Here is a 25,280-nt window from a genome sequence, read left to right on the forward strand (position 1 = left end):
ATTAAAAACTTTTAGGGTCTTTTTTTTGCCTTTTTATAATCATATAAAAATTTAATGAGATCACTTTTTAGATCAACATTATTTAATTTAATAATAATACTAAATTTCTTTTTTTCAGGAATTGCTTACTCAGATAACCATAATATTTATGAAATTTTAGATTTAATTAAAAAGGATTTAAAAACTCTTGAAAGAGCCGTTTACTCAGGATCAATTGAAATAGAAAGTACTACAAATAATCAATCAGTATCAAGTCTTGATAATAATTCTGAGGATGTCTTAACCAGACATTTGTTAAAGTTATCAGAGGTAGAGGAGCAGTTTAGAGAACTTACTAATAAATTTGAGGAAATTAATTTTAAGCTTGATAAACTTTCAAACAGAGTATCCAAGCTACAGTCTGATAATCAGATAAGGTTTCAAGATATAGAAAATGATTTAAGTTCTGTTAATGTAATTGATAGCAGTCAACAACTCAGTTCTGCGCCTAAAATTGAGAAGCAAATTCTTCCTGGAAGCTCGCAGCCTCAGGACTTAGGTACAATTTCTTATAAAGATATGGAAACTTCAGAGGAGAATCAACAGATTCAATCGGTTAATACTACAGCTTCTATTGTAGAAGAAACTTTTCAAGCTGATGATAAAATTTTACCAATAGATTTAACTCCAAAAGAACAATATGAATTTGCAACAAGTTTCTTAAAAGTTGGAGATTACAGTACAGCAGAAAGAGCTTTTAGAGAATTTGTGTTATCAAATCCTGAAGATGAATTAGCAGGTAGTGCTCAATATTGGTATGCAGAAACTTTCAGAATAAGACAACTTTATACTGATGCTGCTTCAGCTTATCTCGAAGGATATCAAAAATATCCAAAAGGAAAGAAAGCTCCAATAAATTTATTAAAACTTGGAGTTTCAATGGTTCAAATTGGTGAAAAAGATCAAGGCTGTAAGATGATTAATGGTGTAGAGTTGCAGTATCCAAACGCAAATCAGTCTGTAATACAAAAAGCAAAATATGAGTCTAAAAAATTTGAATGCGTCAAGCAAGATTCATAAACAACTTCTTAATAAGCTAAGAGATAAAAGAATTTATAAAATCTATAATAAATTTGAAAATAATTTAAATTTAAATAACGATTTTACAGTTGCTGTGTCAGGTGGCCCTGATAGTCTTGCTTTAGCTTTTTTTTCAAAAATTTATTCAATTAAAAAATCTTTAAAAATTAAATACTTTCTAGTTGACCATAAATTGAGAAATAATTCATCTGTAGAAGCTTTATTTGTAAAAAATCTTTTGAAGGATTTTTCTATAGATTTAGATATTTTAAAATGGAATGGGAAAAAACCCAAAAATAATATCCAATCTCTTGCAAGAAAAAAAAGATATAATCTCTTAATTAACCAATCAAAAAAATTTAAAATTAATCATATTTTATTTGGTCACCATGAAGATGATGTTTATGAAAATTTTTTAATTAGGCTTTTAAGAGGTAGTGGTTTAAAGGGTATCGTATCTTTAGACAAAACGACTTTAATTAATAATGCAAATATCTTAAGACCTTTAATAAACGTTGAAAAAAAAGATTTAATCTACATCTCAAAAAAGGTGTTTAATAAATATGTAGAAGACCCTTCAAATGAAGATGAAATTTTTACAAGAGTGAGAGTAAGAAATTTAATTAAAAATCTTGAAAGTGAAGGTTTGGATAAAAGTAAATTTAAATTATCAATTAGTAATTTAAAAAGTGTCGACCAATCAATCCAGTTTTTTTGTGAAAAAAATTTAAAAGAAAATTCTATTATTTCTCAAAATAAAGTTGTATTAAAAGAAGAATTTTTTAACTTTCCTCAAGAAGTTTTGTTCAGGTCATTTTCAAAGATCTTACAGTTAGTTGGGAAAAAGTATTTTCCGCCCAGAGGTAAAAAAATTACCAATATTTTAGAAAATCTACAGAGTAAAATTACTTTTAAGTCTACACTTGGGAATTGTGTAATAAAAAAAATCAAGAAAACTGTAATTGTATATAAAGAGCGTTAATATCACTAAATTTATAGTTATTTTGTCACTTGTTTAATTTGCAATAATTCTTATCTTTACACCATGAATTTTAAAAATCTGGCTATGTGGGGAATAATAGTTTTTTTAACTATTGGTCTTTATAACATGTTTAAAAATCCTCAATCAAATATTAGAGGAGGAAATCAAATAATTTTTTCAGATTTTTTAACTTCAGTTGAAAATGGAGAAGTTTTAAAAGTTGAGATACAAGGAAACAACATCAAGGGTGTTTACTCAAATGGAAATTCATTTTCAACTTATGCTCCAAACGATCCAAATTTAATTGAAAAATTATCAGACAAAGGAGTAAGTATTTCAGCAGCTCCGTTAGAAGAAAAAATGCCATCTTTATTTGGCGTACTACTTTCTTGGTTCCCAATGCTTTTATTAATTGCTGTTTGGATATTCTTTATGCGACAGATGCAAGGTGGAAAAGGTGGAGCAATGGGATTTGGCAAGTCAAAAGCTAAGATGATGAATGAACTTAAAGGCAAAGTAACATTTAATGATGTTGCTGGAGTAGAAGAGGCAAAAGAAGAAGTAGAAGAAATTGTAGAATTTTTAAAAGACCCTAAAAAATTTAGCAGACTTGGTGGAAAGATACCTAGAGGTGCTTTATTGGTTGGACCTCCAGGAACAGGAAAAACTTTGTTAGCAAGAGCTATTGCAGGTGAAGCGGGAGTTCCTTTCTTTACTATCTCAGGTTCAGATTTTGTTGAAATGTTTGTTGGTGTTGGAGCATCAAGAGTGAGAGATATGTTTGAACAAGGTAAAAAAAATTCTCCGTGCATAATATTTATTGATGAAATAGATGCAGTTGGAAGAAGTAGAGGTGCAGGTTTAGGTGGAGGTAATGATGAAAGAGAACAAACTTTAAACCAATTATTAGTAGAGATGGACGGATTTGATACTAATGAAGGTGTAATCATAATTGCAGCAACAAATAGACCTGACGTTCTCGATCCAGCGCTATTGAGACCTGGGAGATTTGACAGACAAGTAGTTGTTTCAAACCCAGATATCATTGGAAGAGAAAAAATTTTAAAAGTTCATGTGAAAAAAATTAAGATGGCACCAGACGTTAATTTAAGAACTATAGCAAGAGGGACACCTGGTTTCTCAGGAGCAGATTTAGCTAACTTAGTCAACGAAGCTGCCTTATTAGCAGCTAGAAAAAATAAAAGAATTGTAACTTTATTAGAATTTGAAGAGGCAAAAGATAAAGTATTAATGGGTGCTGAAAGAAGATCGATGGTGATGACTGAGGATGAAAAAAAACTTACTGCTTATCACGAAGGTGGTCATGCTTTAGTCTCGTTTAATATGCCTAGTTATGATCCAATTCACAAAGCCACTATCATTCCAAGAGGAAGAGCTTTGGGAATGGTTATGAATTTACCAGAAAGAGATAAACATGGATATTCAATCAAATATTTAAAAGCTAGACTAGCAGTTTGTTTTGGAGGAAGAGTTGCAGAAGAATTAATTTTTGGAAAAGATAACATTTCTACAGGAGCAGGTGGAGGAAGTGGTTCAGATATTAATCAAGCTACTCAACTTGCAAGAGCAATGGTAACTAAATATGGTATGAGTGAGGAAATGGGTCCAGTTGAGTATGGAGAAAATCAAGAGGAAGTTTTCTTAGGTAGATCTGTTACTCAAACACAATCAGTTTCTGAAGAAGTTGCTCAAAAAATTGATAAGGAGATTAGGAAACTAGTAGATGAAGGATATAATCAAGCAAAGAAAATTTTGACTGAGAAAATTGACGATCTACATAAAATTGCTAAAGCATTAATTACTTATGAAACCTTAACAGGTGAAGAGATTGAGAACATAATTAACAAAAACTTATATCCAAAAGATAAAATTTTAGAAAATCAAGACTCAAAAGATGATCATGACTCGGCTTTAGGAGCCATGGGTCTAAAACCAAAAATTGTTCATTAATTTATAATGCAAAGATATTACACAAGAGCGTGTAATTTCTATTATGGTAATCGGTCAAAAATTTTAGTAAGTAAAAAAAAAGCCATACCATTACATCAAATCAAGGAAATATCGTTTGATCATATTGAAATAATAACTAGAAAATCAAAGAAAAAAATTTCAATTAATCAAATAAAATATTTACCAAATGATTTAAAGAAAAAAGTTAATTTAGATTTAAAAAAAATTAAAACTAAAAAAAAAAATTTTTCTAACTTAGAATTTAAAAAAGTTCCAAATATACTAGGTGTCTTAAATCTTACCCCAGATAGTTTTTCTGATGGAGGAAAATTTAATACAAAACAAAGAGGAATAAGTCATGCTTTTAAACTATATAACGATGGTGCTGATTTAATCGATGTTGGAGGAGAGTCAACGAGACCAGGTTCAAAAACAGTAAATAAAGAAGATGAGTGGAAAAGAATTAATGAAATCTTAAAATCTATTGTAAAAAAAATTCCGATTTCTTTGGATACTAGAAAATCTGATATAATGAAAAATGGAATTAAATTAGGTGTAAAACTAATTAATGATGTTTCAGGCTTAAGTTTTGATACAGAAACAATAAACGTATTAAAAAAAAACAAAGTTCCTTTTGTCATTCAGCACACGCTTGGAACACCAGAAAGTATGCAAAAAAATCCAAAATATAATAATGAATTACTAGATATTTATGATTTTTTTGAGGAAAAAATAAAACTTCTAAGGTCTAAAGGTATTAAACATAACAATATAATTTTAGACCCTGGAATCGGTTTTGGAAAAAAACTGAAACATAATATGAATTTAATCAGAAGTGTTTCTATTTTTCATTCATTAGGATTTCCTATACTTGTAGGAAATTCTAGAAAAAGATTTATTAGAGATATTTCCAAAAAAAATGATAGCTTTACTAGAATTGGAGGAACAATATCGTCATCATTATATTTGATGACACAAGGAGTTCAGATTTTAAGAATTCATGATGTTAATGAAGTTATGCAAGCAATTAAAGTTTTTAAAGAGATAACAAATAAATAATGGCAAAAAAATATTTTGGAACAGATGGAATAAGAGGAGCTATTAATAGTAAAAATATTAATGGAGATATGTTTTTTAAGTTTGGACTAGCTAGTGGTACATATTTTAAATCCCAAAAGAAAAAAAAACAAACAGCAATAATAGCAAAAGATACAAGATTGTCAGGATATACACTTGAACCTGCGCTTGTTTCTGGTTTGGCTTCTGCTGGCATGCATGTTTACACATTGGGTCCTTTACCAACCAATGGATTAGCTATGCTTACAAAAGAAATGAAGGCTAATATGGGTATTATGATTACAGCTTCTCATAATCCTCATTATGACAATGGATTAAAATTATTTGGTCCTGATGGAATGAAATTATCAGATAAAATAGAAAAAAAAATAGAAGCTCTTATAGATAAAAAAATATCAAATAACCTTTCCAGTCCTGAAAAGTTAGGAAGAGTTAAAAGATTAGAAACAGGTACTAAACAATATATTAAAATATTAAAAAAAAATTTCACAAAAGAGTTCAATTTAAGAGGATTAAGAATTGTTATAGATTGTGCCAATGGTGCTGGTTATAAAGCAGGGCCTGAGTTATTAAAATCATTAGGCGCTAAAGTTATAGCAATAGGTGTAAACCCAAATGGTTTAAACATTAATAAAGATTGTGGCTCAACTTTTCCAAGAAAAATTAGAACAGCTGTAAAAAAATATAAAGCTCATATTGGCATTTCTTTAGATGGAGATGCTGATAGAATTATAATGTGCGATGAAAAAGGTAACATTGTAGATGGTGATCAAATAATAGCTGCTTTAGCTGCAAGATGGAAAAATAAAAAAATGCTAAAAGGTGGTGTTGTTGGAACTCTAATGTCAAATTATGGATTGGAAAAATATTTAAAATCTAAAAGAATAAAATTTTTAAGAGCTAATGTAGGCGATAGATATGTTAAAGAAAAAATGCAAAAATATAAATTTAATTTAGGTGGTGAACAATCAGGACATATTATTTTAGGTAAATTTGCAACAACTGGAGACGGGTTGCTTGTAGCTTTAGAAGTTCTTTTTGCTCTGAGAAAAGGTAAAAAAACGAGTGAATTTTTTCAGAGTTTTAAGAAAACTCCTCAATTATTAGAAAATATAACTGTTAAAGATAAAAATATTATTAATAAACCTGAAATAAAAAAAGTTATAAAACTCGCAGAAAAATTAATTCATGGTAAGGGAAGAGTTTTAGTTAGAAAATCAGGAACAGAAGCGAAAATTAGAGTGATGGGAGAAAGTGATAATAAAATACTTTTATCCAGATGTGTAAACATGATATCCAAAAAAATAAAATAAATTGAAACCAAATTCGAAAATTTTAATTATTGCGGGTTCAGATTCATCTGGTGGGGCTGGTATACAAGCTGATATTAAAACTGTTACAGCTCTAGGTTCTTATGCGATGACAGCTATAACTGCAGTTACAATTCAAAATACTACAGGTGTGAAATCAATAGTAGGCATCAATCCAAAAGAAATTTTCAATCAAATAGTTTTTACTTCCAAAGATATTAAGCCTGATGCAATCAAAATAGGAATGTTACACTCATCTAATGTTATCAAGATGGTAATTAAAGCATTAAATTTAATTAAAGTTAAAAGTATTATTTTAGACCCTGTCATGGTTGCAAAAGGTGGTGCCAAGTTAATAGATAATAAAGCAATTAAGTTATTAAAATCGGAATTAATAAAAAAAGTTTCACTAGTTACCCCTAATATTCCTGAAGCTGAAATTTTGACTGAAACAAAAATCATATCTGTTGAAGATATGATTTACGCTGCAAATAAGCTTATGGAATTTGGAGCTAAAAATGTTCTTATTAAAGGTGGACATTCAAAAAATAAAATAGTTAAGGATGTTTTTGTTAATAAAAAAGATATTAAGATTTTTAATAGTACGCGTTATAAAACAAATAATACTCACGGTACAGGTTGTACTTTATCAAGTGCAGTCACTACATTTGTATCGTGTGGAAAACCAGCAAAGAAATCTTGTGAGCTTGGAATTAAGTATGTAAATTCAGCTATTAAAACAAACCCAAATTATGGAAGAGGTCATGGTCCAATTAACCATCTCACTTCTATAAAAGTAAATAAAAAATTTAATTAATGAAAAACATAGTTGTTGTTGGATCTCAATGGGGTGATGAAGGAAAAGGTAAGATTGTTGATTGGTTATCTGAACAGGCAGATGTAGTTATTAGATTTCAAGGTGGTCATAATGCGGGCCACACTCTTGTTATTGATGGTGTTACTTATAAGCTAAGATTACTTCCATCTGGCATTGTTAGAAAAGGTAAAATATCAATAATTGGTAATGGTGTTGTTGTAGATCCTTGGGCCTTATTGGAAGAAATTGAGGAGATTAAATCTAAAGGTGTAGAAGTAGATGTAGATAACTTCATAATATCAGAATCTGCAAATCTGATTTTGCCATTCCATAGAGAAATGGATGAAATTAGAGAAGATACGGCAGGAAAAAGTAAAATAGGAACTACCAGAAGAGGAATTGGTCCTGCTTATGAGGATAAAGTAGGAAGAAGATCAATAAGGGTTATGGATTTAAGATCAGAAAAAAATTTAGATCAAAGATTAGATTCTGTATTGATACATCATAATGCAATCAGAAAAGGACTTGGAAAAAAAATTTTTGAAAAAGATCAACTTAAATCTGATTTACTCAAAATTGCTCCTAAAATATTAAAATTTTCACAGCCTGTATGGCTTAAAATTGATCAATTTAAAAAGCAAAAAAAGAAAATTTTATTTGAAGGTGCCCAAGGTATTTTACTTGATGTAGATCATGGAACTTATCCTTTTGTAACTTCATCTAATACAGTTGCTTCGAGCGCAGCTACTGGAACAGGCTGTGGTCCTAATTCAATAAACTATGTTTTAGGAATTACAAAAGCTTATACAACAAGAGTAGGGGAAGGGCCTTTTCCAACAGAACTAACTGATGAAGTAGGTGAACTTTTGGGCACACGTGGAAAAGAATTTGGAACTGTTACAAGTAGAAAAAGGAGATGTGGGTGGTTTGATGGTGTTCTAGTAAGACAAACAATTAAAGTTTCAGGTATAGATGGTATAGCTTTAACAAAATTGGACGTTCTTGATGAATTAGATGAAATTAAAATGTGCATTGCTTATGAACTAGATGGAGAAAAATTAGATTATTTGCCTGCTGCTGTAGAGGATCAAATTAAAATAAAACCAATTTACAAATCTTTTCCAGGCTGGAAAGTATCTACTAGTGGAATTAAAAATATGGACTCATTACCTGATAATGCAAAAAAATATATTTTTGCAGTAGAAGATTTTATAGGCGCAAAAATATCAAGCGTCTCTACTAGTCCTGAAAGAGATGATACTATTTTAATTGAAAATCCTTTTGAAGCTTAATTTGCAGGTAATAAATTTTTAGATTTAGCAAGAAGTAGCATTTGTTTTTGAAGTTTTTCAAATGCTTTATTTTCTATTTGTCTAACTCTTTCTCTACTAATTTTATATTTTTTACTTAAATCTTCCAGGGTAGTTGGATCATCATTAAGTCTTCTTGAATACAATATCTCTCTTTCTCTATCATTAAGCACTGTAATAGAATCTTTCAATAAGTCTTTTCTTTGCTCCATTTCCTCATGTTGAGCAAATTTTAAATCATGATCAAGCTCTTTATCTACTAACCAGTCTTGCCATTCATCACCATCCTCTCCAACTTGAGCATTCAATGAAAACTCTTTTCCAGAAAGTCTTCTGTTCATTGAAACAACTTCTTCTTTACTAACATCAAGTTTGTTGGCAATATGGTTTACGTGTTCGTCCCTTAAATCACCTTCAGTTTCAGGGGATATTTGGTTTTTAATTTTTTTTAAATTAAAAAATAATTTTTTTTGAGCAGTTGTTGTTCCAATTTTTACAAGACTCCAAGATCTTAAAATATATTCTTGGATGGATGCTTTAATCCACCACATAGCATAAGTTGCTAATCTAAAACCTTTTTCAGGTTCAAATTTTTTAACAGCCTGCATCAAACCAACATTTCCTTCTGAAATCATTTCATTAATTGGCAGACCATAGCCTTTGTATCCCATAGCAATTTTTGCAACTAATCTTAAGTGACTAGTTACTAATTTTTCAGCAGCTTTAATATTTCCAGTTGTTTTCCAATTTTTGGCTAACATATATTCTTCTTCTGCGGCCAACATTGGGAATTTTTTAATCTGTTCTAAATATGCAGAAAGACCACCCTCATTGGATAGTGTAGGAAGATTGTTGCTCATAGTTGTGTTCATAGCAGAGTTTATTTAGTTAATTATACTTAATTTTCAATAATTTATTCTTCAGTGTTTCTAAGCATTTTTAAAATATTATTTAGTTCTTGAGGCAAAATTGAGGTAAAAATCAGCTCTTTCTGAGTTCTAGGATGAACAAAGCCTAAAGTCTTTGCGTGTAGAAATTGTCTGTCTAAATTTGTAATTGAATTTTGAATGTCAAAATCAACGTTTTTTAATTTTTTATATTTTTTTTTATATTTGTCATCACCAACCAAACTATTTCCTTTATAGTTCATGTGCACTCTGATTTGATGAGTTCTGCCAGTTTCTAATTTGCATTCGACTAAACTTAATGTAGGTATTTTTTTATTTTCGAAAATTTCAATTGTTTTATAGTTTGTTACAGCTTTCTTACCCTTTGAACTGCTCACTTCCATAAGTTGTCTGTTTTTTGAACTACGAGTAATAAATGTTTCTATCCTACCAAAAGATGGTCTTAGCTTTCCCCATATTAAAAGTTGGTATTCTCTAATAATTGTGTGCTTACTGAATTGTTTTGATAAATTTTCATGGGTCTCATTATTTTTTGCCACAACAACTAAACCTGAAGTATTTTTATCAATTCTATGGACAATTCCTGGTCTTAATTCATCCCCAATAGTTGATAAAGATTCTTTATCGTAATGCATCAATGCATTTACAATTGTTTTGTCATAATTGCCTGCTCCAGGATGCATTATAATTCCCGAAGGTTTATCGATGACTAATAAATCAGAATCTTCATAAACAATATTTAATTTAAAATCATAAGGCTTTAGAGATGCAATCTCTGGTTCTGGAATCGTAAGATTTACAACATCACCAATCGAAACTTTTTTAGATGGACTTTTAATTATTTCATTATTTAGTTTTAATTTTTCTTTTAAAATTAAATTTTTAACTCTGGTTCTACTAATAATTTCGTCTCTTTTGTTAATTAATACATCTACTCTTAAATTCTTTTCTTCTTCTTCAACTATAAAATTAATGCTTTTTTCCATAAAATATAATATTAATACTAAATGCGCTTGTAGCTCAACTGGATAGAGCGCCAGATTTCGGCTCTGGAGGTTCAGGGTTCGACTCCTTGCAGGCGCACCATTTACTCTCCAATATTAATTAATGTCCCTTTTTCTCTAGCTTTATCAAACGAAAAATAAAAAGTTGCTATAGCAACTGTGAAATAAAATGCATTTAATGAAAGTGCGATACGAATATTTTCATAGCTAACAATTCCATTGACCAAGATATTTCTGGTTTCTTCAAATATATAAACTAATGGCAATGCGAAAGCTATTGATTGAAATATTTCAGGTAAAATTTCAACTGGATAATAGATACAGCCAAAAGGTGCCAATAAAAACATTGTAGACCATGCAATATTCTCAAAAGATGGCCCAAATCTTAGCAACCCAGCTGATACAAAAAGCCCCAAAGTAATTCCAAAAATGTACAAACTTAAAAAAAGAAAAGCTAATGGTAATCCCAAGTTTAATATAGATATGCCAAATAATGGTGAGGTTAAAAGTATCGCTGGAATTAATCCGATTAAAGCTCTTATTAAAGCGGTGATTACAAGTGCAGTAATTATTTCACTAATTTTCATTGGAGCAATAAATAAATTAGTAAAATTCCTACTCCAAATTTCTTCTAAAAATAACATATTAAAACCAATGCTTGTTCTAAAAAGAAAATCATAAAGAATTGCACAAGACAATATAACTCCAACAGCTCCACTATAGTATGAACTGTGTGCTGCAAAAAAATTGGAAATGAAACCCCAAAGAGTTATCTGTATGGAGGGCCAATATATTAAATCAAGTATTCTTGGGAACGATCTAGTAATTAAATAAAAATGCCTTAAAAATAATCCATATATTCTTGTAATATTCATTTATCTTTCCTAACAATTTCTAAAAAAACTTCTTCGAGGTTTTTTTGTCCATATTTTCTTATTAAATCTTCTGGAGTACCACTGTCTACGATAGCACCATCTTTCATCATCATAACAGAATTACATAATCTTTTTACTTCATCCATGTTATGAGAAGCCAGCAAAACAGATATTTTTTTTTCTTCTTTATACTTTTCTAAAAAGGTTCTAATAAAATCTGCTGTTTCGGGGTCTAGAGCAGCAGTTGGCTCATCTAACAAGAGCACAGTAGGATCATTAATTAATGCTTTCGCAAGACTGACCCTATTTTTTTGTCCTGATGACAGCTCTCCTGTAATTTTATCTAAAAGATCTCCCAATCTTAATTTTTTTGAGAGAAAATTAATTCTCTCATTCAAATTTTGAATATTATATAGTTTCCCATACACAATTAAATTTTGGTTTACTGTTAATTTTTTAGGCAATTCAATATAGGGAGAAATAAAATTCATTTTGTGTAGAATTGAAATCTTATTATTTTCAATATTTTTACCGTTAATTAATACTTGGCCATTTGTGGGTTTTAATAATCCTAGTATCATTCCGATTGTTGTTGTTTTTCCGCAACCATTTGGACCTAACAGTCCTACTATTTCATTTTCATTAATTTTAAAATTTATATTATTAACTGCATTTTTAGTCTTATATGATTTTGATAGATTTATGACTTCTATTGAGTTTTTCATTTGAAGTTTGATGCTCTCTTGAGTCTGTCGTTTATTGTTTTTCCAATTCCTTCATTTGGTATTTTTTCTACAGCTATTGATTTATATTTATCTTTTTTTATTTTCCTTAAAACACTATACAGGTTTCTGGCAGCTTCATTTAAGTTACTTGTTTTGCTTAAAAAATAAATATCTTTAGATATATTTTCTCTTTTTTTTAAGAGTACAAAAGCTTCATTTTTTTTGTTTTTTTTTGCATTCATTCTTAAAGGTAATCCTGGAGAATAGTGTAAAGGAAAAAGACCAGGAGAAATTTTATCTTTTGAATTTATATTAATTATTATTTTTTGATTCAAAGTTTTTTTAATCTTTGAAACACTCAATCCTCCATATCTTAGTAATCTAGGTTTATTTGTTATATTTAATATTGTAGACTCGACACCAATTTTACAAACACCACCATTCAAAATAAATTTTATTTTGTTGCCAAATTCATCTTTGACGTCTTCTGCTTTTACAGCACTTAATCTTGAAGAAATATTAGCACTTGGTGCTGCAACTGGATATTTTAAATTTTTGAGTAATTTTCTAAATAGAGGATGTTTTGGAAATCGTATAGCAACTGTTTTTTTATTATTAGTTACAAACTTAGATATTTTAGAATTTTTTTTGAGCTTCAATATATATGTTATTGGTCCTGGAGAAAATTTTTTATAAAGTTTAATAAAATTATCATTTATCTCGCAGTCTTCTGAAATTTTTTTTAAATTATAGTAGTGAACAATTAGTGGATTGTTAGTAGGTCTTCTTTTTAGGTTAAAAATTTTTTTAACAGCAGTGTCCGAGTATGCGTTGCCTGCGAGTCCGTAAACAGTTTCTGTTGGAACAGCTACACAATGACTTTTATCTAAGTAATTTTTCGCTTTTTTGATGTTTGATTGAATATTTTTCATGTAATAGTAATGATTAATATATGAAAGATAAAAATTTACCACTCGATTATGATAATAGAACGCTTGAAGAGTTAACAGATGAAGCAAATCAAATGATAAAGTCTTTAGAAGAAAAAGATGACCTAGACAATTCTGTAGAAAGCTATCAAGAGTTACTAAAATTAAATAATTTAATTGAAAAAAAATTTCAAAAAAATTTAAGATCTATTAGTGAAAATACAAATAAAAAAATTAAGGATATCATTAAGAGAAAGTGAAAAATCAACTTAATAAAATTGCAAAAGATACCAATTTATTCTTGAAAAAATATATTCAGGAACAAGAAAATTCCAAATTAATTTATGCAATGAAGTATGGATTATTTCCTGGAGGAAAAAAAATTAGATCTAAAATATTAATTGATATTGGATCGTTATTCTCAATTAACTATCACACATTAATTGCTATAGGCGCTGCTGTAGAATGTATTCATGCTTATTCTCTTATTCATGATGATTTACCATGCATGGATAATGATAATATGAGAAGAGGTAAACCATCAACTCATATTAAATTTGGTGAGTCGACAGCTGTCCTCGCTGGAAATTCATTATTAACAATGGCTTTTGAAATTTTAACTAGTTCCAAGATAAAGTTGAGGGACAAAATTAAAGTTAAATTAGTAGATAAACTTTCTATGTGTTCAGGACATTTGGGTATAGCAGGTGGTCAATATTTAGATTTAGATTTTGAAAAAAAGAAAGTTTCAAAAAAACAAATTATAGAAATGGAAATTAAAAAAACAGGAAAACTTTTTAGTTTTTGTTGTGCAGTACCAGCAATCATTAAGGAGAAAAGTCTAAAGGAAATAAAATTTTTTGAGAGTCTTGGTTCTGATATTGGTCTTCTTTTTCAAATAGCAGATGATTTAATAGATTTTAAAGGTAATTCTAAAATTGCTGGGAAGAGAACAAAAAAAGATCAAAAAAAAGGCAAAGCTACGCTTATAAGTTTGCTAGGTTATGATGCTTCAATCAAATATTGTGGTAAGATTATTTCAGATATTAATAGAAAATTAAAAATTTATGGTTCAAAATCAGAAAATTTAAACGATACATTAGAATTTATATTGAATAGAAATAAATGAAAAATAATTACAAGTTTTTAGATAATATTAACTTTCCATCCGATTTAAGAAAAGTTTCTGAAAATGATTTACAACAAGTAGCTGATGAAGTTAGAGAAGAGATGATCAGTGCAGTATCTAAAACTGGTGGACATTTAGGTGCAGGTCTAGGGGTTGTTGAGCTGACTGTAGCTCTGCACTATGTTTTTGACACACCTAATGATAGATTAATTTGGGATGTAGGACACCAAGCATACCCACATAAAATTTTAACAGGAAGAAAACAAAAAATTACAACCTTAAGACAAGGCAACGGTTTATCAGGTTTTACTAAAAGATCTGAGAGTGAGTATGACCCATTTGGTGCAGCTCATAGTTCCACATCTATATCATCTGCACTTGGCATAGCTGAAGCAAATAAATTAGAAAATAAATCTTCAAATGTAATAGCTGTTATTGGAGATGGCGCAATTAGTGCTGGTATGGCATATGAAGCTATGAATAATGCTGGCGCATCAAAAACTAAAATGATCGTTATATTAAATGATAATGACATGTCTATAGCAAAACCAGTAGGAGCAATGAGAACATATTTAGCAAAGTTATTTACTGGAAAAATCTATTTTAGCTTAAGAGAAACTTTAAAATTAATCACCTCAGCTTTTTCAAAAAGATTTAGTGCTAAAGCTGGTAAGGCAGAAGATTTTTTTCGTTCTGCTGTCACCGGTGGAACACTATTTAGCTCACTTGGTTTTTATTATGCAGGACCAATAGATGGACATGATCTTTCCACACTTGTCCCTATTTTAAGAAATGCTAGAGACTCAAAGCATGAGGGTCCAATTATGATACATATTAAAACTCAAAAAGGAAAAGGATATTCTTATGCTGAAAAAGCTAGCGATCACTATCATGGAGTATCAAAATTTAATGTTGAAACTGGAGAGCAACAAAAAAGTGGTTCTAATTTACCTGCATATACAAAAGTTTTTGCAAATACACTTGTTAAGCATGCAAAAAAAGACAGTAAGATTGTTGGAATAACTGCAGCAATGCCAGGTGGAACCGGTATGGATATCTTTGGCAAGGAATTTCCAAAAAGAATGTTTGACGTTGGTATAGCTGAACAGCATGCAGTTACATTTGCTGCAGGTCTTGCAACAGAAGGTTATAAACCCTATGCCGCTATCTATTCTACTTTTCTTCAAAGAGCTTACGATCAAGTAGTGCATGATGTAGCAATACAGAGTTTACCTGTAAGATTTGCAATTGATAGAGCTGGATTAGTTGGCGCAGATGGATCAACGCACGCAGGGTCTTTTGATATTACTTATTTGTCAACTTTACCAAATTTTATCGTGATGGCAGCTAGTGATGAAGCTGAGTTAGTAAAAATGATTAATACTTCTGTTGATATTAATGATAAACCCTGTGCAATAAGATATCCAAGAGGAACAGGTATTGGAGTTGAACTTCCTTCAATAGAGGAAAAAATAGAGATAGGTAAAGGAAAAATTGTTCAGCAAGGAACTCAAGTTTGTTTGTTGAGCTTAGGAACTAGACTTGAAGAATGTAAAGTAGCTGCAGAAGAATTGAAAGCAAAGGGTATTTCAACAACAATTATAGATGCCAGATTTGCAAAACCTTTAGATGAAGACTTAATTTTAAAATCTGCAAGAGAACATGAATTGATGATTACAATTGAAGAAGGTTCTATAGGAGGATTTGGTTCCCATGTTAAAAATTTATTAGCTGAAAAAGGGATATTTGATAAAGGGTTAAAATTTAGATCCATGACTCTTCCAGATGAATTCATAGAGCAAGATAATCCAAAAAATATGTATGATATTGCTGGACTTAATAGTCCACAAATTACAAAAAAAGTTTTAGAAGTTTTATTTAATAAGGATTCAATTAGAGTAGTAAAAAACTAATTATTTATCCGCACTGAGCCTGATTCATTAGGTAGTGGTCTAATAAAACACAATTCATCATAGCTTCTCCAACTGGAACAGCTCTTATTCCTACGCAAGGGTCATGTCTCCCTTTAACTGATATTGTGGTATTTTTTCCGAATTTATTAATAGTTTTTCTTGTAGTTAAAATTGAAGATGTAGGTTTAACTGCAAATGATGCTATTATTTCTTGCCCAGAAGAAATTCCGCCTAAGATCCCGCCTGCATTATTAGAGTTAAATTTTAATTTATTATTTTTTAATGATATTTCGTCAGAGTTTTGCTCGCCACTTAGTTGTGCAGAATTCATTCCAGCACCAACATTTACTCCTTTAACTGCGTTAATGCTCATAAACGCTGATGCAATATCAGAATCTAATTTTGAATAAATAGGCGCACCAAGACCTGCAGGAATACCTCTTGCTCTAACCTCTATTACAGCACCACATGATGACCCTGATTTTCTTACACCAAGTAAATATTTTTCCCATAACTTAATCATAGACTTATCTGGACAAAAGAATGGATTTTTTGAAATAATTTTATCATTCCACTGTGACGTATCACATCCTAAGATTCCTAATTGAGTTACAGCACCTATAACTTTAAATTTTTTTCCTAATTTTTTTTGAAGTACTAGTTTAGCTATAGCACCAGCCGCAACTCTTGAAGCTGTCTCTCTAGCTGAAGATCTTCCTCCACCTCTGTAATCTCTAATTCCGTATTTTTTGAAATAGGTAAAGTCCGCATGCCCTGGCCTGAATTTATCTTTTATATTTCCATAATCTTTAGATCTCATGTCTTTATTATAAATAATTAAAGAAATTGGTGTGCCAGTAGTTTTTCCTTCAAATACACCTGAAAGTATTTGGACTTTATCGTCTTCTTTTCTTTGTGTGGTAAATTTTGATTGTCCAGGTTTTCTTTTATCTAATTCTAATTGAATATCTTTTTCATCTAGATTTATGTTTGGAGGACAACCGTCAACTATACAACCAATAGCAGGACCGTGAGATTCACCCCAAGTTGTGAAACGAAATAGCTTTCCAAAAGTGTTAAATGACATTATTTATATTATATAGATTATTTTGTTTAAATTATGAATGAAAAAAACCGACTTGGTATTAACAGCTGCTTTTTAAATTTAGATGACCCAATTAAGTTATTTGAAATATGGATGGAAAAAGCCAAACAGACTGAACCAAATGATCCAAATGCAGTTGCGCTAGCAACTTCAAGTAAAAATAATGTTCCATCAGTCAGAATGGTGCTTCTTAAGGATTTTAATAAAGATGGATTTGTTTTCTACACTAATTTAAATAGTCGAAAAGGTAATGAACTAAAGGAAAATCCTAACGCTTCAATGTGTTTTCATTGGAAAAGTCTTTTAAGACAAGTCAGAATTACCGGGACTGTATCATTAGTTTCTGATGATGTTGCAGATGAATATTATTCTTCCAGAGCATATGAAAGTAGAATTGGTGCATGGGCATCAAATCAGAGCCAAGAATTAAAAAATAGAGATGAATTGATAAGTTCAATTAAGGTGTATAAAAATAAATATTCTGATGAAACAAAAGTTCCTAGACCAAAACACTGGTCTGGGTGGAATTTAAATCCACAAAATATAGAGTTTTGGCTAGATGGAGAAAATAGAATTCATGAAAGATTACTCTATACAAAAAGCCAGAATGGATTATGGAATAAAGCTTTATTAAGTCCTTAAAAATTTCTCGCTAAACTGAAAGATGTAAGTTTTTTTAGAATTTCTTTTTCTTTAGTATCCCTGAACACACTTAAAGAATTTGATGCTAAATTAATATAGTGCTGAGCTTTTTGGTAGCACTCATTTATAATCTTATATTTATTAATCAAAGATATAATATTATTAAAATCTTCTTTTGTTCTTTCTTTTTTATTAAATACTTCTTTTAGCTTATTTTTTTCATTGTTTTCTAATTTTTGGTAAAGCAAGATTATTGGTAAAGTCACTTTTCCTTCAAAAAAATCTTTTCCTATTTTTTTTCCAAACAACTTTAATTCAGAATTATAATCTAATGTGTCATCTGCAATTTGAAAAGTTAACCCTAAATTCCTTCCATAAAATTCTAGCGCATCCTTTTCTTTATTTTCTACTTCAGCTAAAATTGCACCTACTTTTGTTGAAGCAGCAAATAGTTCTGCAGTTTTGGCAGAAATAATTTTTAGATATGTTTCTTCAAGCATATCAACTTCATTATTATGTTGTAGTTGTAATACTTCTCCCTGGGCAATTTTAGATGAAGTTGATGATAATAATTTTAATACCTCTAAGTTTCCATCTTCAACCATCATCTCAAAACATCTACTTAAGAGATAATCTCCAATCAAAACCGAGGAATGATTGCTCCAAATTTTATTTAAAGTTTCTTTACCTCTTCTAATCTCACCTTCATCGATAACATCATCATGCATCAAAGTTGCACTGTGAATAAGTTCTACACAAGCTGCTAAATTTACGTCTCTTGAACCTTTTGAGTAACCACATAACTTAGCGCTTCCTAATGTTAATAAAGCCCTTAGTCTTTTGCCACCAGTCTCTATATGATAATTAGTCATTTTTTGAACTAATTGAACATCACTAGTTAATTTGGATTTTATTCTTTCTTCAGTCAAAGCTAGTTTTTCTTCAACAGAATCCTTCAATTGGAAATATGAATTATTTATCTGGTTTTTAAGCTGTACTACAGTTCCCATATTAATTTTAAATTAATATAAATAAGCTATATTTATTACTTATCATTTGACGCACCTATTTCTTCAATTATAAGTAGTCTTTATAATCAACTAAATATTCTGTAAGAGATAAATATGTTCTCCTTTTTAAAAAAGAAAAAAATTGTTTCACATATTAAATTAAATGGCGTCATTGGTAATGCTGGTAAATTTAAGCAAGGTATTGATTTTGCAGGACAGGAAGAAATTATTAAAAAAGCTTTTTCACTAAAAAAAGCTGCTGCAGTAGCAATGTCAATCAATTCTCCAGGAGGTTCACCTGTACAGTCACATTTAATTTATAGTTTTATTCGTCAGCAAGCTAAAAAAAGTAATAAGAAAGTTATTTTTTTTGCAGAAGATGTTGCTGCATCTGGGGGATATCTTATCTCATGTGCTGGAGATGAAATTTATGCAAATTCAAGTTCAATTATTGGGTCTATAGGGGTTATATATTCATCATTTGGTTTTACTGAACTAATTAAGAAAATAGGTGTTGAGAGAAGGGTTCATACAGCTGGAAAGAACAAGAGCACACTAGATCCTTTTATGGAAGAAAAGGAAGAAGATATTCAAAGACTTAAAAATATTCAATTAGATTTACACCAAGATTTCATAAATGTTGTTGAAAAAAGTCGTGGAGCAAAATTAAATAAAACAGAAGTAGAATTATTTTCTGGTGAATTTTGGTCAGGTTCAAGAGCTAAGAAATTAGGATTAATAGATGGCATAGGAGATGCACATGAAATCTTAAAAGAAAAGTATGGTGAAGATGTTGTAATTAAAAAATTTGAAAAAACAAAAGGGTGGTTAAGTCAAAAACTTTCATCTTCAAATCATATTGACCAATTTGCAAATATTTTAGATGAAAGATCAATCTGGCAAAGATATGGTTTCTAAATCAAAAGAGAAAATTCTTACATTTCAAGATACAATTTTAAATCTTCAAAAGTTTTGGAGTAAAAAAGGATGTGTAGTTCTCCAACCTTATGACATGGAAGTAGGAGCAGGCACATTTCATCCAGCAACGACATTGAGGTCATTAGGGGCTAAACCTTGGAAGACAGCATATGTGCAGCCATCAAGAAGACCCACAGACGGAAGGTATGGAGATAATCCAAATAGACTTCAGCATTATTATCAATTTCAAGTTCTGATAAAACCTTCGCCTGAAAATATTAAAAAACTTTACCTCAATAGTTTATCATCTATAGGAATTGATCATTCAGATCATGACATTAGATTTGTAGAAGACGACTGGGAAAGTCCAACATTGGGTGCTGCTGGTCTTGGTTGGGAAGTATGGTGTGATGGTATGGAAATTACTCAATTTACTTATTTTCAACAGATGGCAGGATTTGAGTGCAAACCTGTTTCTGTAGAAATTACATATGGATTAGAAAGAATATGCATGTTTATTCAGCAGCAAAAAAATGTCTACGATCTGTTATGGAATGATGATGGTGTAAAATATAAAGAAGTATTTCATCAAGCTGAAAGAGAATTTTCGGCATATAATTTTGAACATGCAAATGTAGAGTCACTTTTTAAAATGTTTGATATGCACGAGTTGGAAGCAAAGTCGTTAGTTGAAAAAAAAATTTCACTACCAGCTTATGATCAATGTTTAAAAGCAAGTCATGTATTTAATATATTAGATGCACGTGGAGCAATTAGCGTTGCTCAAAGAGCAGGATATATTGCAAGAATAAGAGATATTACAAAATCAGCTGCTAGTATTTGGTTAGATAGTCAAAAATAATGTCTGAATTTTTCTTAGAATTGTTTAGTGAGGAAATACCTTCAAATTTACAAAAAAACTTAAGAGAAAATTTACTAAAAAGTTTTAATGAATTTTTTTTAGAAAAATCAATTAAATTTAAAAAAAGTTCGTCTTACTCAACACCCAATAGGTTATTAATTTTGTTTGAGGGAGTTGAAAAGAAGATAGTTTTAAAATCTGAGGAAATAAAAGGTCCGAGTACAAAGTCTCCAGATGCTGCGTTGGAGGGATTTGTGAGATCAAATGGTGTTTCAAAAAAAGAACTGTTTATAAAAAAAACAGATAAAGGTGAATTCTATTTTTATAAAACTAGATCAAAAAAATTAGATACTCATACATTATTAGAAGGAGCCATACCTCAAATACTGAATAAAATTCAATGGAAAAAGTCAATGAAATGGTCAAATTATGAACTATTATGGGGTAGGCCATTAAAATCTGTCTTATCCATCTTTGATAAAAAAAAACTAAATTTTAAATTTCATCATTTCATTTCATCTAATTCGACATTTATAGATCAAGAATTTGAAGAAAAGAAAAAACTATTTTCAGACTTTAAATCTTATAAAAATTTTTTTAAAAAAATGGATATACTTATCGATCACACTGAGAGAAAAGACTTAATAGAAAAAAAATTCGACATTATTTTAAAAAAAAGAAATATAAATATTGACAGCAATCCAAAGCTTCTTCAGGAAGTAGTCGATTTAACTGACCAACCAAACGTAATTGTTTGTGAATTTGATAAAAAATTTTTAAATATACCTAAAGAGATTTTAATATTAACCATGCAACACCATCAAAAGTATTTTCCTACTTTTGATAAAAAAGGAAACATTACAAATCAATTTTTGGTAGTAGCAAATAATAAAGATAAAAAAGGATTAATTAAATTAGGAAATGAAAGAGTGGTTGAAGCAAGATTAAGTGATGCAGAATTTTTCTGGCAGAAAGATAAAGCTCAAAACATGGTCAAAAAAATTTCTGATTTAAAATTAATGAATTATTTCAAAGGTCTTGGAAATTATTTTGATAAAGCTCAAAGAATGAGAAAGCTTGGTGCTATAATTTCTGATGAGTTATTAATTAGCAAAGAAAAAGTAGAATTATCAGCATCGATAAGCAAAGTAGACCTGTTATCTGAAATGGTTGGTGAATTTCCAGAACTTCAGGGAATTATGGGAGGTTATTTTGCAAATGTGCAAGGTTTTGATAAAGAAATATCACTTGCTGTTAGTGAGCAATATTTGCCCGTTGGATCTGGAACAAAAATTCCAAAAAAACCTTATAGCATTGCTTTATCCTTAGCCGATAAGATTGATACTTTAGTTGGATTTTTTGGTGTAAACCAAAAACCAACAAGTTCCAAGGATCCCTTTGCTTTAAGAAGATTAGCATTAGGGATTGTTAGAATTATCATTGAAAATAAAAAAGATTTTAAAATTAGAGATTTAATAAATTATTCTTCAAGTTTGTATCAGGATCAAGGATTTAAATTTAAGAATAAATCTTTACAAAAAGAATTACTAGATTTTCTATTAGAGAGATTGAAATATTATATGAAGGAGGAAAATATCCGAAACGATATAATACAAGCTTCAATAAGTTCTTCTAACTTAGATCAATCTGTAATTATTTTTAATAAAGCAAAAAATTTAAATAAAGTAATAAATAAACAAAACGGAATAGATATTATTGCTAGTTATAAAAGAGCATCAAATATTCTAGAAAGTGAGTTAAAAAAAGATAAAATCGAATTATCTAATACAACTGATCCTGGTATTTTTAAAACTGAGCTTGAAAAAAATCTATTTAAAAAAATTAATGAATTGAGGAAATATTTTTCAAGTATTAATAATGATGAAAATTTTGTTCAAACATTGGACAATTTAGCAAGTATTAAAAGAGAGGTATTTGATTTTTTTGACAATGTAATTGTAAATGAGGATGATCTGGTAATTAAGAAAAATAGGCTAGAACTAATTCAAATCATGTGTAAAACATTCGACAATTATGTTAACTTTTCTTTAATCGAGTCAAGCTAATGACGAAACTCATATTAAACTTTAATTCGAAACAATCTAAAAGTATTAAAAATCCAAAAAATTTTTTAGGTGGCAAAGGTGCTAACCTTTCAGAAATGGGCAGAATGGGTTTGCCAGTTCCTCCTGGTTTTACAATATCTACTAAAGTTTGTGATATTTTTTATAAAGATAAGAAAAAATTGAATAAAAATTTAATTTCTCAAATTAAAAAAGAATTAAAAAATATAGAAAAAGATGTTTCTAAAAAATTTGGAGATTTAAAAAATCCTTTGCTATTATCGGTTAGATCGGGTGCTAGAGTATCTATGCCAGGAATGATGGATACAATTCTCAATTTAGGTTTAAATGATAAAACAGTAAACGCGTTAGCTTTGAAAACTTCCAATGGGCGATTTGCCAAAGATAGTTACAGACGATTTATTCAAATGTATGGAAACGTTGTGATGGGTGTAGAGGGCTATCATTTTGAAGAGTTAATTGAAAATTATAAATTAACAAAAGGTGTTTTGTTAGATACGGACTTAGATGAAAATGATTGGGATGGTTTAATTGAAGATTTTAAAAGAACAGTAAAGGAAAAAACAAAAAAAGAATTTCCTCAAGATGTGTTTCAACAACTATTTGGAGCAATTAGTGCTGTATTTTTATCATGGGAAAGTAATAGAGCAAAAGTCTATAGAAAATTAAATCAAATACCAGCAGAATGGGGAACAGCAGTCAACGTTCAATCAATGGTTTTTGGTAATATGGGTGATGATTGTGCTACTGGAGTTGTATTTACAAGAAATCCATCAGATGGATCAAACGAAATATATGGTGAGTACTTAATTAATGCACAAGGCGAGGACGTTGTTGCTGGTACAAGAACACCTCAATATATAACTAAGAAGGCAAGAAAAAATGCTAAAGTTGAAGAACCCTCAATGGAGGAGTCTTTGCCAAAAGTTTTCAAAGAATTAAAAAAAATTTTAAAAAAATTGGAAAAACATTACAAAGATATGCAAGATGTAGAATTTACGGTTGAGAATAATAAACTGTGGATGCTTCAAACTAGATCAGGAAAACGAACTGCAAAATCTGCGGTAAAGATTGCGGTTGATATGGTTAAGGAAAAATTAATATCAAAAAAAGAAGCAGTATTAAGAATTGATCCAAATTCTTTAGATACACTTTTGCACCCTACACTTGATGAAAAGAGTACAATCAATGTAATAGCAAATGGTTTACCTGCTTCACCAGGAGCAGCAAGTGGGAAAGTGGTATTTACTTCAGAAGAAGCTGAAAGATTAACTTCGATGATGCAAGACACTATCTTAGTAAGAGTAGAAACGTCACCTGAAGATATACAAGGAATGCATGCTGCAAAAGGAATTTTGACGGCTAGAGGAGGAATGACGAGTCATGCTGCAGTAGTTGCAAGGGGCATGGGAAGACCATGCGTATCTGGTTCTAGTGAAATTGATATAAATTATGAGATGAAGACATTTAAAACATCTTCAATGGAAATTAAAGAAGGTGACGTCATTACTATAGATGGATCAACCGGTAGAATTATATCAGGAAGTGTGGCAACAGTTAAACCAGAGATATCTGGAGATTTTTCCAAGATAATGACCTGGGCAGATAGTTTTAGAAAATTAAATATTAGAACAAATTCTGAAACACCCAAGGATACTAAAACAGCAAAAGATTTTGGAGCTGAAGGAATTGGTCTTTGCAGAACAGAACACATGTTTTTTGATGAAGAAAGAATTTTATCAGTAAGGGAAATGATTTTATCAAAGACTAAAGAAGATAGATCAATTGCATTAAAAAAACTTTTACCTCATCAAAAAAAGGATTTTATAGAAATATTTAAAATTATGAGTGGATTGCCAGTTACAGTAAGATTGTTAGATCCACCTCTTCATGAGTTTTTGCCTCGAACAGATAAAGAAATTAATGAAGTTGCAAATATTGTTAATCTTCCAGTAAAAGAAGTAGAATCTAGAATTGATGAATTGCATGAACAAAATCCCATGTTGGGTCATAGGGGATGTAGACTTGGAATATCTTTTCCTGAAATATATGAAATGCAATGTAGAGCAATATTTGAAGCTTTAGTTGAGCTCAAAAAAGAAAAAATTAAATCTTCTTTTCCAGAAATTATGATTCCTTTGGTATCCACTGAGGCAGAGATAAAAATAATGAAAGATTTGGTATTGAGAATTGCAAGTGAAGTTCAAAAAGAGCATAAATTAAAAATTGACTTTATGGTAGGTACGATGATTGAACTTCCTAGAGCTGCTATAAAAGCTAAAGATATTGCAAAACATGCTGAATTTTTTAGCTTTGGAACTAATGATTTAACTCAAACTACATTTGGAATAAGCAGAGATGATAGTGGAAAATTTTTAAATGATTATTTAGATAATAAAATTTTTTCAATTGATCCATTTATTTCGATAGATGATGGAGTTGGAGATTTAATAAAAATAGCTGTAGAAAAGGGAAAAAGTCAAAATAAAAATATAAAACTTGGAATTTGTGGCGAACATGGAGGTGACCCTAATAGTATTTTATTTTGCTCAAAAGCAGGACTAAGTTACGTTTCTTGTTCTCCATACAGAGTTCCTGTAGCAAGATTGGCTGCTGCACAGGCTGAATTAAAAAAATAAATAGAGAGAAA

22 protein-coding genes and 1 tRNA gene are annotated in these 25,280 nt (G+C 29.9%); 16 read left to right on the forward strand and 7 right to left on the reverse strand.

Translation table 11 applies throughout. The features are described 5' to 3' along the window. Positions 1–54 precede the first annotated feature (54 nt). From ybgF to ACTTAO_RS04750, 7 genes are all read left to right on the forward strand, one after another. Positions 55–1,059, forward strand: a complete 1,005-nt coding sequence (ybgF, locus tag ACTTAO_RS04720; RefSeq protein WP_440691156.1) for a tol-pal system protein YbgF — start codon at positions 55–57, stop codon at positions 1,057–1,059. Then, positions 1,019–2,041, forward strand: a complete 1,023-nt coding sequence (gene tilS / locus ACTTAO_RS04725; protein ID WP_075506292.1) for a tRNA lysidine(34) synthetase TilS — start codon at positions 1,019–1,021, stop codon at positions 2,039–2,041. Before ybgF ends, tilS begins: the two co-directional genes overlap by 41 nt. Positions 2,042–2,104: 63 nt before the next feature. Continuing rightward, on the forward strand, positions 2,105–4,012 hold the full coding sequence (ftsH, locus tag ACTTAO_RS04730) for an ATP-dependent zinc metalloprotease FtsH (RefSeq protein ID WP_262590286.1): 1,908 nt from the start codon (positions 2,105–2,107) through the stop codon (positions 4,010–4,012). Positions 4,013–4,018: 6 nt separating this feature from the next. Then, positions 4,019–5,071, forward strand: a complete 1,053-nt coding sequence (gene folP, locus ACTTAO_RS04735; RefSeq protein WP_440691157.1) for a dihydropteroate synthase — start codon at positions 4,019–4,021, stop codon at positions 5,069–5,071. After that, on the forward strand, positions 5,071–6,402 hold the full coding sequence (glmM, locus tag ACTTAO_RS04740) for a phosphoglucosamine mutase (RefSeq protein WP_440691158.1): 1,332 nt from the start codon (positions 5,071–5,073) through the stop codon (positions 6,400–6,402). Before folP ends, glmM begins: the two co-directional genes overlap by 1 nt. A 1-nt stretch (position 6,403) precedes the next feature. After that, positions 6,404–7,216, forward strand: a complete 813-nt coding sequence (gene thiD / locus ACTTAO_RS04745; protein WP_440614001.1) for a bifunctional hydroxymethylpyrimidine kinase/phosphomethylpyrimidine kinase — start codon at positions 6,404–6,406, stop codon at positions 7,214–7,216. Then, positions 7,216–8,508, forward strand: a complete 1,293-nt coding sequence (locus ACTTAO_RS04750; RefSeq protein WP_440614002.1) for an adenylosuccinate synthase — start codon at positions 7,216–7,218, stop codon at positions 8,506–8,508. The genes thiD and ACTTAO_RS04750 overlap by 1 nt, the downstream gene beginning before the upstream one ends. Here the strand turns inward: ACTTAO_RS04750 and rpoH are convergent. Beyond that, positions 8,505–9,386 (reverse strand): RNA polymerase sigma factor RpoH, encoded by an 882-nt coding sequence (gene rpoH, locus ACTTAO_RS04755; protein ID WP_262590531.1) that lies wholly within the window; start codon positions 9,384–9,386, stop codon positions 8,505–8,507. The genes ACTTAO_RS04750 and rpoH overlap by 4 nt on opposite strands. Before the next feature lie 53 nt (positions 9,387–9,439). Beyond that, positions 9,440–10,420, reverse strand: a complete 981-nt coding sequence (locus ACTTAO_RS04760; protein ID WP_440647385.1) for an RluA family pseudouridine synthase — start codon at positions 10,418–10,420, stop codon at positions 9,440–9,442. Positions 10,421–10,443: 23 nt separating this feature from the next. Here ACTTAO_RS04760 and ACTTAO_RS04765 point away from each other — a divergent pair. Next, positions 10,444–10,520, forward strand: a tRNA-Arg gene (locus tag ACTTAO_RS04765). A gap of 1 nt (position 10,521) precedes the next feature. Here the strand turns inward: ACTTAO_RS04765 and ACTTAO_RS04770 are convergent. Genes ACTTAO_RS04770 through ACTTAO_RS04780 form a run of 3 tightly spaced genes read right to left on the reverse strand, consistent with a single transcriptional unit; the run spans position 10,522 to position 12,970 of the window. Continuing rightward, positions 10,522–11,313: an ABC transporter permease gene (locus tag ACTTAO_RS04770; RefSeq protein ID WP_440614004.1), complete on the reverse strand. Its 792-nt coding sequence runs from the start codon at positions 11,311–11,313 to the stop codon at positions 10,522–10,524. Beyond that, complete coding sequence (locus ACTTAO_RS04775) at positions 11,310–12,038, reverse strand: ABC transporter ATP-binding protein (RefSeq protein ID WP_440691159.1); 729 nt, start codon at positions 12,036–12,038, stop codon at positions 11,310–11,312. Before ACTTAO_RS04775 ends, ACTTAO_RS04770 begins: the two co-directional genes overlap by 4 nt. Beyond that, positions 12,035–12,970 (reverse strand): L-threonylcarbamoyladenylate synthase, encoded by a 936-nt coding sequence (locus ACTTAO_RS04780; RefSeq protein ID WP_440691161.1) that lies wholly within the window; start codon positions 12,968–12,970, stop codon positions 12,035–12,037. The genes ACTTAO_RS04775 and ACTTAO_RS04780 overlap by 4 nt, the downstream gene beginning before the upstream one ends. 20 nt (positions 12,971–12,990) lie before the next feature. Between ACTTAO_RS04780 and ACTTAO_RS04785 the strand changes: the two genes are divergently transcribed. The 3 genes from ACTTAO_RS04785 to dxs are packed head-to-tail and all read left to right on the forward strand — an operon-like array spanning position 12,991 to position 16,009. Continuing rightward, positions 12,991–13,227 carry an exonuclease VII small subunit gene (locus tag ACTTAO_RS04785; protein WP_262590296.1) on the forward strand — a complete coding sequence of 79 codons (237 nt, stop codon included), beginning with the start codon at positions 12,991–12,993 and terminating at the stop codon, positions 13,225–13,227. Then, a complete protein-coding gene (locus ACTTAO_RS04790; protein ID WP_440691163.1) occupies positions 13,224–14,096 on the forward strand; it encodes a polyprenyl synthetase family protein in 873 nt (290 codons plus the stop codon). The genes ACTTAO_RS04785 and ACTTAO_RS04790 overlap by 4 nt, the downstream gene beginning before the upstream one ends. After that, positions 14,093–16,009 (forward strand): 1-deoxy-D-xylulose-5-phosphate synthase, encoded by a 1,917-nt coding sequence (gene dxs / locus ACTTAO_RS04795; RefSeq protein WP_440691165.1) that lies wholly within the window; start codon positions 14,093–14,095, stop codon positions 16,007–16,009. Before ACTTAO_RS04790 ends, dxs begins: the two co-directional genes overlap by 4 nt. A 4-nt stretch (positions 16,010–16,013) precedes the next feature. Here the strand turns inward: dxs and aroC are convergent, their stop codons facing one another. After that, a complete protein-coding gene (aroC, locus tag ACTTAO_RS04800) occupies positions 16,014–17,096 on the reverse strand; it encodes a chorismate synthase (protein WP_440634240.1) in 1,083 nt (360 codons plus the stop codon). 33 nt (positions 17,097–17,129) lie between these two features. Here aroC and pdxH point away from each other — a divergent pair, with 33 nt between their 5' ends. Then, entirely contained in the window at positions 17,130–17,756 is a 627-nt protein-coding gene (pdxH, locus tag ACTTAO_RS04805; protein WP_440651835.1) for a pyridoxamine 5'-phosphate oxidase, read from the forward strand. On the opposite strand, the gene ACTTAO_RS04810 is transcribed toward pdxH, so the two are convergent. Further along, positions 17,753–18,766, reverse strand: a complete 1,014-nt coding sequence (locus ACTTAO_RS04810) for a polyprenyl synthetase family protein (RefSeq protein WP_262590301.1) — start codon at positions 18,764–18,766, stop codon at positions 17,753–17,755. The genes pdxH and ACTTAO_RS04810 overlap by 4 nt on opposite strands. Positions 18,767–18,880: 114 nt before the next feature. Here ACTTAO_RS04810 and ACTTAO_RS04815 point away from each other — a divergent pair, with 114 nt between their 5' ends. The 4 genes from ACTTAO_RS04815 to ppdK are packed head-to-tail and all read left to right on the forward strand — an operon-like array spanning position 18,881 to position 25,269. Next, complete coding sequence (locus ACTTAO_RS04815; protein WP_440691166.1) at positions 18,881–19,684, forward strand: S49 family peptidase; 804 nt, start codon at positions 18,881–18,883, stop codon at positions 19,682–19,684. Next, entirely contained in the window at positions 19,650–20,546 is an 897-nt protein-coding gene (locus tag ACTTAO_RS04820; RefSeq protein WP_440618083.1) for a glycine--tRNA ligase subunit alpha, read from the forward strand. Before ACTTAO_RS04815 ends, ACTTAO_RS04820 begins: the two co-directional genes overlap by 35 nt. Further along, positions 20,546–22,612, forward strand: a complete 2,067-nt coding sequence (glyS, locus tag ACTTAO_RS04825; RefSeq protein ID WP_440691167.1) for a glycine--tRNA ligase subunit beta — start codon at positions 20,546–20,548, stop codon at positions 22,610–22,612. Before ACTTAO_RS04820 ends, glyS begins: the two co-directional genes overlap by 1 nt. Next, on the forward strand, positions 22,612–25,269 hold the full coding sequence (gene ppdK / locus ACTTAO_RS04830) for a pyruvate, phosphate dikinase (protein ID WP_440691168.1): 2,658 nt from the start codon (positions 22,612–22,614) through the stop codon (positions 25,267–25,269). Before glyS ends, ppdK begins: the two co-directional genes overlap by 1 nt. Positions 25,270–25,280: the final 11 nt, after the last annotated feature.

This window comes from Candidatus Pelagibacter sp. HIMB1782, from assembly GCF_052047475.1.
GTDB lineage: Bacteria > Pseudomonadota > Alphaproteobacteria > Pelagibacterales > Pelagibacteraceae > Pelagibacter.

Bases quoted from the DNA above. Each gene is read 5' to 3' on its own strand.
- ybgF (WP_440691156.1), top strand. From the start codon at position 55: ATGAGATCACTTTTTAGATCAACATTATTTAATTTAATAATAATACTA.
- tilS (WP_075506292.1), top strand. From the start codon at position 1,019: ATGAGTCTAAAAAATTTGAATGCGTCAAGCAAGATTCATAAACAACTT.
- ftsH (WP_262590286.1), top strand. From the start codon at position 2,105: ATGAATTTTAAAAATCTGGCTATGTGGGGAATAATAGTTTTTTTAACT.
- folP (WP_440691157.1), top strand. From the start codon at position 4,019: ATGCAAAGATATTACACAAGAGCGTGTAATTTCTATTATGGTAATCGG.
- glmM (WP_440691158.1), top strand. From the start codon at position 5,071: ATGGCAAAAAAATATTTTGGAACAGATGGAATAAGAGGAGCTATTAAT.
- ACTTAO_RS04750 (WP_440614002.1), top strand. From the start codon at position 7,216: ATGAAAAACATAGTTGTTGTTGGATCTCAATGGGGTGATGAAGGAAAA.
- rpoH (WP_262590531.1), bottom strand. From the start codon at position 9,386: ATGAGCAACAATCTTCCTACACTATCCAATGAGGGTGGTCTTTCTGCA.
- ACTTAO_RS04760 (WP_440647385.1), bottom strand. From the start codon at position 10,420: ATGGAAAAAAGCATTAATTTTATAGTTGAAGAAGAAGAAAAGAATTTA.
- ACTTAO_RS04770 (WP_440614004.1), bottom strand. From the start codon at position 11,313: ATGAATATTACAAGAATATATGGATTATTTTTAAGGCATTTTTATTTA.
- ACTTAO_RS04775 (WP_440691159.1), bottom strand. From the start codon at position 12,038: ATGAAAAACTCAATAGAAGTCATAAATCTATCAAAATCATATAAGACT.
- ACTTAO_RS04780 (WP_440691161.1), bottom strand. From the start codon at position 12,970: ATGAAAAATATTCAATCAAACATCAAAAAAGCGAAAAATTACTTAGAT.
- ACTTAO_RS04785 (WP_262590296.1), top strand. From the start codon at position 12,991: ATGAAAGATAAAAATTTACCACTCGATTATGATAATAGAACGCTTGAA.
- dxs (WP_440691165.1), top strand. From the start codon at position 14,093: ATGAAAAATAATTACAAGTTTTTAGATAATATTAACTTTCCATCCGAT.
- aroC (WP_440634240.1), bottom strand. From the start codon at position 17,096: ATGTCATTTAACACTTTTGGAAAGCTATTTCGTTTCACAACTTGGGGT.
- pdxH (WP_440651835.1), top strand. From the start codon at position 17,130: ATGAATGAAAAAAACCGACTTGGTATTAACAGCTGCTTTTTAAATTTA.
- ACTTAO_RS04810 (WP_262590301.1), bottom strand. From the start codon at position 18,766: ATGGGAACTGTAGTACAGCTTAAAAACCAGATAAATAATTCATATTTC.
- ACTTAO_RS04815 (WP_440691166.1), top strand. From the start codon at position 18,881: ATGTTCTCCTTTTTAAAAAAGAAAAAAATTGTTTCACATATTAAATTA.
- ACTTAO_RS04820 (WP_440618083.1), top strand. From the start codon at position 19,650: ATGAAAGATCAATCTGGCAAAGATATGGTTTCTAAATCAAAAGAGAAA.
- glyS (WP_440691167.1), top strand. From the start codon at position 20,546: ATGTCTGAATTTTTCTTAGAATTGTTTAGTGAGGAAATACCTTCAAAT.
- ppdK (WP_440691168.1), top strand. From the start codon at position 22,612: ATGACGAAACTCATATTAAACTTTAATTCGAAACAATCTAAAAGTATT.